The 7,473-nt window shown below is 66.3% G+C and carries 9 protein-coding genes; 7 read left to right on the top strand and 2 right to left on the bottom strand.

Annotation, left to right across the window (positions count from 1 at the left end; translation table 11 throughout):
• Window positions 1-1,308: glutamate--cysteine ligase (gshA, locus tag AC1D0P_RS18380; RefSeq protein WP_477678069.1), on the bottom strand; the 1,308-nt coding region annotated here is incomplete at its 3' end.
• Window positions 1,309-1,666: 358 nt separating this feature from the next.
• Here gshA and AC1D0P_RS18375 point away from each other — a divergent pair.
• From AC1D0P_RS18375 to AC1D0P_RS18365, 3 genes are all read left to right on the top strand, one after another.
• Entirely contained in the window at window positions 1,667-2,431 is a 765-nt protein-coding gene (locus AC1D0P_RS18375; protein ID WP_477678068.1) for a hypothetical protein, read from the top strand.
• Between the two features lie 190 nt (window positions 2,432-2,621).
• Window positions 2,622-3,317: a GspH/FimT family pseudopilin gene (locus tag AC1D0P_RS18370; RefSeq protein WP_477678067.1), complete on the top strand. Its 696-nt coding sequence runs from the start codon at window positions 2,622-2,624 to the stop codon at window positions 3,315-3,317.
• Window positions 3,318-3,379: 62 nt separating this feature from the next.
• Window positions 3,380-4,669, top strand: a complete 1,290-nt coding sequence (locus AC1D0P_RS18365; RefSeq protein WP_477678066.1) for an MFS transporter — start codon at window positions 3,380-3,382, stop codon at window positions 4,667-4,669.
• Between the two features lie 13 nt (window positions 4,670-4,682).
• On the opposite strand, the gene AC1D0P_RS18360 is transcribed toward AC1D0P_RS18365, so the two are convergent.
• Entirely contained in the window at window positions 4,683-5,345 is a 663-nt protein-coding gene (locus tag AC1D0P_RS18360; RefSeq protein WP_477678065.1) for an alpha/beta hydrolase, read from the bottom strand.
• A gap of 223 nt (window positions 5,346-5,568) precedes the next feature.
• On the opposite strand from AC1D0P_RS18360, the gene AC1D0P_RS18355 reads away from it, so the two are divergent.
• The 4 genes from AC1D0P_RS18355 to AC1D0P_RS18340 form a co-directional block, all read left to right on the top strand.
• Window positions 5,569-6,030: a carboxypeptidase regulatory-like domain-containing protein gene (locus AC1D0P_RS18355; RefSeq protein ID WP_477678064.1), complete on the top strand. Its 462-nt coding sequence runs from the start codon at window positions 5,569-5,571 to the stop codon at window positions 6,028-6,030.
• Window positions 6,031-6,064: 34 nt separating this feature from the next.
• Complete coding sequence (gene petA, locus AC1D0P_RS18350; protein ID WP_477678063.1) at window positions 6,065-6,673, top strand: ubiquinol-cytochrome c reductase iron-sulfur subunit; 609 nt, start codon at window positions 6,065-6,067, stop codon at window positions 6,671-6,673.
• A gap of 89 nt (window positions 6,674-6,762) precedes the next feature.
• Window positions 6,763-6,999: a hypothetical protein gene (locus tag AC1D0P_RS18345; RefSeq protein ID WP_436153857.1), complete on the top strand. Its 237-nt coding sequence runs from the start codon at window positions 6,763-6,765 to the stop codon at window positions 6,997-6,999.
• An 81-nt stretch (window positions 7,000-7,080) separates the two neighbouring features.
• Window positions 7,081-7,473 (top strand): PhzF family phenazine biosynthesis protein (locus tag AC1D0P_RS18340; protein ID WP_477678062.1); only part of this gene is annotated, 393 nt, incomplete at its 3' end.

The raw sequence follows: 7,473 nt of genomic DNA, 5'->3' as shown, positions 1-7,473 counted from the left end.
GGCCGAGGGCAAGGTGGAGGGGTCGAGCAAGGCGGCGCTGGCGGCGGTCAATGTGTCGCTGTATTGCGTGCCGCCGTGCGCGGCGTCCAGGGCGGCGGCGRTGGGCGCGCACTGGGCCAGTATCTCGGCGCCCCAGCCGGTCAGCGTGACTTCCTGCCCGCCGCGCTTGAGCTTGAGCCCGGGTTCGCGGCCGCGCGCCGCCGTCTGGTGCTGGTTGTGCTTGAGCTCGGCGATTTCCTGCGGCGTGTCCTTCGGGCTGTCGCTGAGCAGGCAGTGCAGCAGGAACACATCGAGGAAACGCATGGTCTGCGCGTTGATGCCGACCGGCTCGAACGGGTCCAGGTCCATCAGGCGCACTTCGATGTATTCGACGCCGCGCTCGCGCAGCGCATGCAGCGGGCGCTCGCCGGGATGGATGACGCGCTTGGGGCGGATGGWGCCGTAGAACTCGTTTTCGATCTGCAGCAGCGTGGTGGCCAGCTGGTTGTAGTCGCCGCCCGGGTTGCGGATGCCGACAGCCTCGTAGGCCGGGTAAGGCCGGGTCAGCGCGTCCTGCAGCGAGGCGCCGTAGCCGTCCAGGCTGTTGTAGCTGACGGCCAGAGAGGCCTGCGCATCGCTCTGGTAGCCCAGCCGACCCATGCGCAGCGAAGTGCCGTGCGGCATGTACATGGTGCTGTCGCTCAGGGTCTGCAGCTCATGCTGGCGGCCGGCGACAAAGGTCGAACACACGGCGGGCGAGGCGCCGAACAGGTAGAGCAGCAAAAACGCCTGGCGGCGGAAGTTGCGGATCAGCGCGAAGTACTGCTCGCTGCTCACGTCGGGCAGCGACCAGTTGTAGTGGATGCCCGAAATCGTCTGCATGCGCCGCCCGTAGCGGTGCGACAGGCCCATGCGGTAGACGCTCTTGGCGCGCCCGACGTTGGACGAGCCGAAACGCGCGATCGGGATGGTTTCGTCGGTCGGCAGGCCGCAGGGCATGCTGGAAACCCACAGCATCTCGTCGCCCAGCGCCTTCATGGTGCTGTAGGTGAACTGGTGCAGTTGCGTGAGTTCCTGCAGTGTGGCTTCGGGGCTTTTGTGGGCGCCTGTGACCAGTTCCACCTGCGACTCGCTGAAGTCGGTGGTGATGGTCGGGTGCGTGAGGGCCGAACCCAGGGCGGCGGGATGCGGCGTGAGGGCCAGGCCGCCGCCGGGCTGGGCGCGCAAGCTTTCCTTCTCGATGCCGCGGCGCATGCCCTTGAGCCGGGCGGGGGTGAGCGCTTTCAGGCGGCCCTGTAGCGCGCCCGCAGGCGCCTGCAACTTGGTCATATCGTCATTCCCCCAGGTTCTTGAATTGGCGTGGAAGTTATCACAGCCCGCCGCTTTACGCTGGCACGGGCGGGCTTGCCAGCACAGGCCGGGTGGGGTCTGGCGACCCCGCCGGCAGGCCGGCCGGATTTCGGCCATGCATCTCCGTTTCGGGCACAAATCCACACTTTAGCCATTTGGATGTGGAAAGCGAGCGACGCCTTCCCGCCAACTTGTTGAAACTTCCTTGACTTGTCAGTCAAGCTGGACGACGATAAAAAACATTCAGTAACACCTCTGTTTTCACTTCATACGCTTCCAGACTCACCGGTTTTTCGAGGGAAGAGTTGGGGTCAAACTGCGAGGAGCCGCACCAAAAATGAAAAATTTGATAACCAAACTGTTTGGCGGGTCACCTCATGGGACCTCGGCCAAACGCCCGCCCGCTTCCAGCCGGGACAACCCGCTGACCATTGAAGACGGTTCGGACAACGCCACGCGCCGCCAGCTGGTGCAGGTGCTGCTGCGCGACGCGCTGCGCAAATACGGCATTCCGCCGCGCTGGATCGACTGCCAGATGCTGCTGGTAAACAGCCGCAGCAGGGGACCGGGCATGTATGTGCGCCTGGTCGTGCGGGAATGGGACGCCCGCCTGATGGACTACGCCTTCGCGTTCCAGAATGCGCTCATGGTCGAGATCACCCGCTTTGAGCCGCAGGCCAGCCAGTGGCTGCACGGCATTTCATGGCAGCTGGACGTGGCGCAAACCTGCCCGCACCGCAGCATGCCCGACAAATCCTTTTGGGCCGACCCGGTCGTCCCCCCAGTCCGGCCGGTCCGCCCCGCCCAGCCCCTTGTCCAGCCCATCGCTCCATTGTTCGAACCCATGAGCGCGGCCACTGCGGCAGCCGCCGCAGCCCCCATCCCCGCGTCGCTGGGCCAGGCGCAGGCGCCACAGGCTGAGCACACCACGGCGGCCGCATCCGCCGAAGCGGCCGCCCAGCGCGCACCCGCGGCGCCTGATGGCGACGCCATGAAGGATCTTGAGCGCCTCTTCCGCATCCGTGACCAGGAACTGGGCATGCGGGCTGATGGCAACCCTGCACCCGTCGGCTACGAAGCCACGCAGCCTTCGCCGCTGTAGGAACGGCCAGCCCGCCGCATCCATGCGGCGCGCCGGCAAAATTCGCGCAAAACCGTCGCCGCTCCACGGCGCCATGACGTCGCGCACTATTTTCAGCAATCAAAGTCCAGCGGCGGACAATTGACCCGCGCATACGCGGCGGCCTCCAGTACGGTCCAGATGTTCCCAAAAAACATCCAGACCCGCCGCCATGAATTTGCAGCACCAGGCTGTGGCCGCCCCCGTCGCGACCCCATCCAAAATCCCCCGCAGACCCCCTTCACGAACCAAGCCACCGGGCACCGGCGCGCACCGCTTTGCAGCGCACCCGCTTCCGCGCGGTATTACCCTGATCGAACTGCTGGTGGTCCTGGCCATCATCGCGATTGTTGCGGGCTTTGCGATTCCCTCTTTCCTTGGATTGGTCGCCAGCACCCGGATCTCCTGGACTGTCAACGCCTTCGTCTCTGACACCCGCTATGCACGCGGCGAAGCCATGCGGCGCGGGAAAACCGTCACCCTCTGCAGAAGCGCCGATCCGGCGGCCAAGCCACCCAAGTGCTCCACCGGAACCGGCCTTGCCGCCGGCGGCTGGAAGGAAGGCTGGGTCGTTTTTTGGGACGAAGACGGCGACGGCGCATTCGACAGCGCCATCGACACCGTGGTTCGGGTGCAGGAGGCTTTCGCGAACACCGGCAATTTTCTGGCGGTCAACAATGCGGGTAGCCCCGTCAACAACCGCAACCACATCAGCTACGACGCCACCGGCCGAGCCGTGGGCCTGCAAAGTCGCTGGCTGGTGCAGGCGCCAGGCTCGCTGGGCAAGAACAGCAGCTACACCCGCACCCTGTGCATGAATATAGTGGGCCGGGTGCGCGTGCAGGCCGGCGAAGCCGCCTGCGCATAGGTATCGGGCTGCAGCGCTGCCTCGCCCCTGCGGCGCGGCAGCGACTGGTGTACGCTAGGCCGATGAGCCCTCCCTCTCCATCCACCGCCCCCACAAGCAACGCCCCCGAGGCCGCCTCTTCCCTCATCGATTCCCGCTATGCCGTGATGCGGCTGATGGTCACGCTGGCCATCATGACGGTGGGCGCCTGCGGCATGTATGTGGTGGCCGTGGTGCTGCCCGCGGTGCAGGCCGAGTTCGGCGTCTCGCGCGCCGATGCGTCCATTCCCTATACCTTGCTGATGATCGGTTTCGGCGTGGGCGGCGTGATGATGGGGCGCCTGGCCGACCGCTTCGGCGTGATGGTGCCCCTGCTGATTGGCGCGTGCGGGCTGGGCCTGGGTTTTGCGCTGGCGGCCATGGCCACCAATGTGTGGATGTTCTCGCTGGCGCATGGCCTGCTGATCGGCTTTCTCGGTTCGGCCGCCACCTTCGCGCCGCTGCTGGCCGACACCTCCCTGTGGTTTGTGCGCCGCCGCGGCTTCGCGGTGGCGGTCTGCGCCAGCGGCAACTACCTGGGTGGTGCAATCTGGCCGCCCATCGTGCAGCACTTCGTGGAAAGCGTGGGCTGGCGGCAGACCTACCTGGGCCTGGGCATTTTCAGCTTTGTGGCCATGGCCTCGCTGGCCCTGCTGATGCGCAAGCGACCGCCGGTGGCCGTGGCCTCCAGCGTTGGCAACAGCGCCCTGGCGGCCACGACCAGCAGCATGCCTTTCGGCCTGACGCCGGGCTCGGCGCAAACACTGCTGTGCGTGGCCGGCGTGGCCTGCTGCGTGGCCATGGCCATGCCGCAGGTGCACATCGTGTCGTACTGCACCGACCTGGGCTACGGCGCGGCGCGCGGCGCCGAGATGCTGTCGCTGATGCTGGCGTGCGGCGTGGTCAGCCGCCTGGTGTCCGGCGCGATCTGCGACCGCATAGGCGGGCTGCGCACGCTGATGCTGGGCTCGGTGCTGCAAGGCATCGCGCTGCTGCTGTTTTTGCCCTTTGACGGGCTGGTGTCTCTTTACGTCATTGCCGCGCTGTTCGGCCTGTTCCAGGGCGGCCTCGTGCCGGCTTACGCCATCATCGTGCGCGAATACTTCGAGCCCGCCGAGGCCGGCGCGCGCGTGGGCACGGTGATCATGGCGTCCTTGCTGGGCATGGCGCTGGGCGGCTGGATGTCGGGCAAGGTGTTCGACCTGACCGGCTCCTACCACGCGGCTTTTCTGAACGGCGTGGCCTGGAACCTGCTGAACTTCAGCATCGCATTTTTCCTGCTGTGGCGCGTGCGGCGCATGGCGCGGGATGCGCGAGGCGCGCAGCCGGCCTGAGCGTTTGTCCTTTTTAGGCCAAGACCTTTAACAGCCACTTCTCGAGGTCGACGATCTCCTGCGGGCACACCGAGTGCTCCATGGCGTACTCATGCCATTCGACGGGATAGCCCATGGCCGTGAGCGCATCGCGCGTGGCGGTGGCGCGCGGCAGTACGACCACGCCGTCGCGCGTGCCGTGGGCCAGGAAAATCGGCACATCCYGGTTGACGGCGCTGCGCTCGGCGGCGGTCTTGTCGGCCAGCGGCAGGTAACCTGACAGCCCTGCGATGCCGGCCAGCCGTTCGCCGTGGCGCAGGCCCGTCATCAAGGCCATGGCACAGCCTTGCGAGAAGCCCGCGATCACGATGCGGCTTGCAGGAATGCCGCGCGATGTTTCATGGGCAATCAGTGCCTCGATGTCGGCCTGCGACTTGCGCAGCCCGGCCTCGTCCTGCCGGCTCACCAGGTCGGCGCCCAGCAGGTCGTACCAGGCCGGCATGACGTAGCCGCCGTTGATGGTAACGGGGATGGACGGCGCGCTCGGGAACAGGAAACGCACATCACCCACGCTGGAGAGATTGAGCTGCTCGGCGATCGGCAGGAAGTCGCGCCCGTCGGCCCCCAGGCCGTGCATGATCAGGATGGTGGCGGTGGGCTTGTCGCCGGTCTGGGCTTCAATGACTTCGAGGGACATGGGTGGCGGGTCCAGGTGATTTAAGGAGCATGGGGTTTGAACACGGCGGGCTTGCGGCTGCAAGCAAACCAGTCGGGATTTTAGGCGCGTCTTCCCGAGCCCTTTCTACGCTTAAGGCCGGCCTAAGCCGACCCGCGAACAATGGTTTCCAGCGGCATGGAACACCCGGCGCGCAAAGCCTGATACGGTGTGACGACCCTTTTTGCGGAAGGAGCCTGTTGAAATGAAAACCTTGACACGCAAGGCCACCTCTGTGGCCGTCCTCGGTGCGCTGGTGACCCTCGTAACGGGCGCTGTGCTGGCCCAGGCCAGCGCGCCCTTGCCGCCGGTGCAGACCAGCGGCCCGGTTGAATACCTGAGCGGCGGCATAGGCGCCGACGAATCCGCGGCGATGCGCCAGGCCAGCGCGCAGTGGCCGCTAGCGCTCGAATTCGCCATCCAGGACAAGCAGCGCGCCGACTTCGCCGCTGACGTGAAGGTGCGGATACGCGACGCCCGGGGCCAGGAAGTTCTTCAAGCCACGTCCGAAGGCCCCTTCCTGTTGGCGCGGCTGGCACCAGGCAGTTATGCCGTGGAGGCCACACTGGCCGGCCAGACCCTGCACCGGAAAGTGGACGTGAAGGCGGGTCAATCCTCCAGGGAAGTGTTTCTCTGGGCCGCGGGCGCGGATAAAACCAGGCCGTGACACGCCGGACCTGATCATTCTGAAAAGGCAAACCATGCGCACCCTCACCGAACTGGTACGCGCAATAGACGACGGCACGCTGCAGGATGCCGAAAAGCGGCACCTGCTGGCGGCGGCAACCGGTATCGCCGCCGGCGCCGGCCTGCTGGCCGCGGCCTACCCCTTCGCGGCCAGCCTTGCGCCCTCTGAAGCGGCGCGCGCCGAAGGCGGGCCGGTGCTGGTGGATATTTCCACCTTGGCGACGGGCGAACTGCGCACCGTCGCCTGGCGCGGCAAACCCGTCTGGCTGATGCGCCGCAGCGATGACATGGTGCGCGCGCTGCAACAGCCCAACCCGGCGTTGGCGGACCCGCAGTCCAAGCGCTCCGAGCAACCGAAATCATGCGCCAACCCGACCCGCTCCGAGCGCCCGGAACTCCTGGTGGCGATCGGGGTGTGCACGCACCTGGGCTGCTCCCCGAGCCTGCGCCTGGACGACAGCGCGCTGAACGCCGAGTTGCATGCGCCCGGCGGTTTTTTTTGCCCCTGCCACGGCTCCCGCTTCGATCTGGCCGGCCGCGTGGTGAAAAACGTGCCGGCACCGACCAACCTGGAGATCCCCGACTACCGCTTCATCGGTGATTCCCAGCTGCAGATTGGCTAGCCGGCGCTGCGGGCAACCGCCCTTGTGAGCAGTCTCGCGGCTTGCTAGTATCTGGCGTCAGCATCTTCTGACGCAGCCTGGAGATTCGCATGAAACTCATCATTGCCGCCGTGGCACTTGCCACTTCCTCACTGGCTTTTGCCCATAACTGCCCCAACGAGATGAAGGCCATAGACGCCAAGCTGATGACCAACCCCAAGCTGTCGCCCGCCGACATGAGCAAGGTCAAGGAACTGCGCGCCGATGGCGAGAAGTTCCACAAGGAAGGCAAGCACGACGACTCGATGAAGGCGCTGGGCGGCGCCAAGAAGATTCTCGGGATCTGAGCCACACGGGCGTTCATCACAGCGCCCCCGATAATTCCCCTGCCGACCGCCATCGCCGGGCGGTCCCCAGGAGAAACCAGCATGACATCTTTCCCGGGCCTGGGCTACTACCAGGTCGACGTGTTCACCCATGAGGCACTGGCCGGCAACGGCCTGTCGGTCTTCCTGCCCGAAAGCCCGCTGCCGGCGCGCGCGATGCAGCGACTGGCGGTGGAGATGCGGCAGTTCGAAAGCATTTTCAGCACGCCCGACGGTCCCGGCAGCCGCTTCGAAGCGCGCATCTTCACGATGGAGGAAGAGCTCGACTTCGCCGGCCACCCGCTGCTGGGCGCGGCCGGCCTGCTGCATCACCTGCATGCCGCCGGGCAACCGGCCGCCGACTGGACCCTGATGCTGGGCACGCGCGCGGTCGCCCTCAGCACCACGCGGCTGGAGGGCACTGCTGCAGCACCACGCGGCTGGAGGGCACTGCTG

The sequence above is a fragment of the Polaromonas sp. P1_G2 genome (assembly GCF_056405515.1).
Note: the sequence above shows the minus strand (reverse complement) of the source record. Positions and strands in the feature narration are given on the sequence as shown.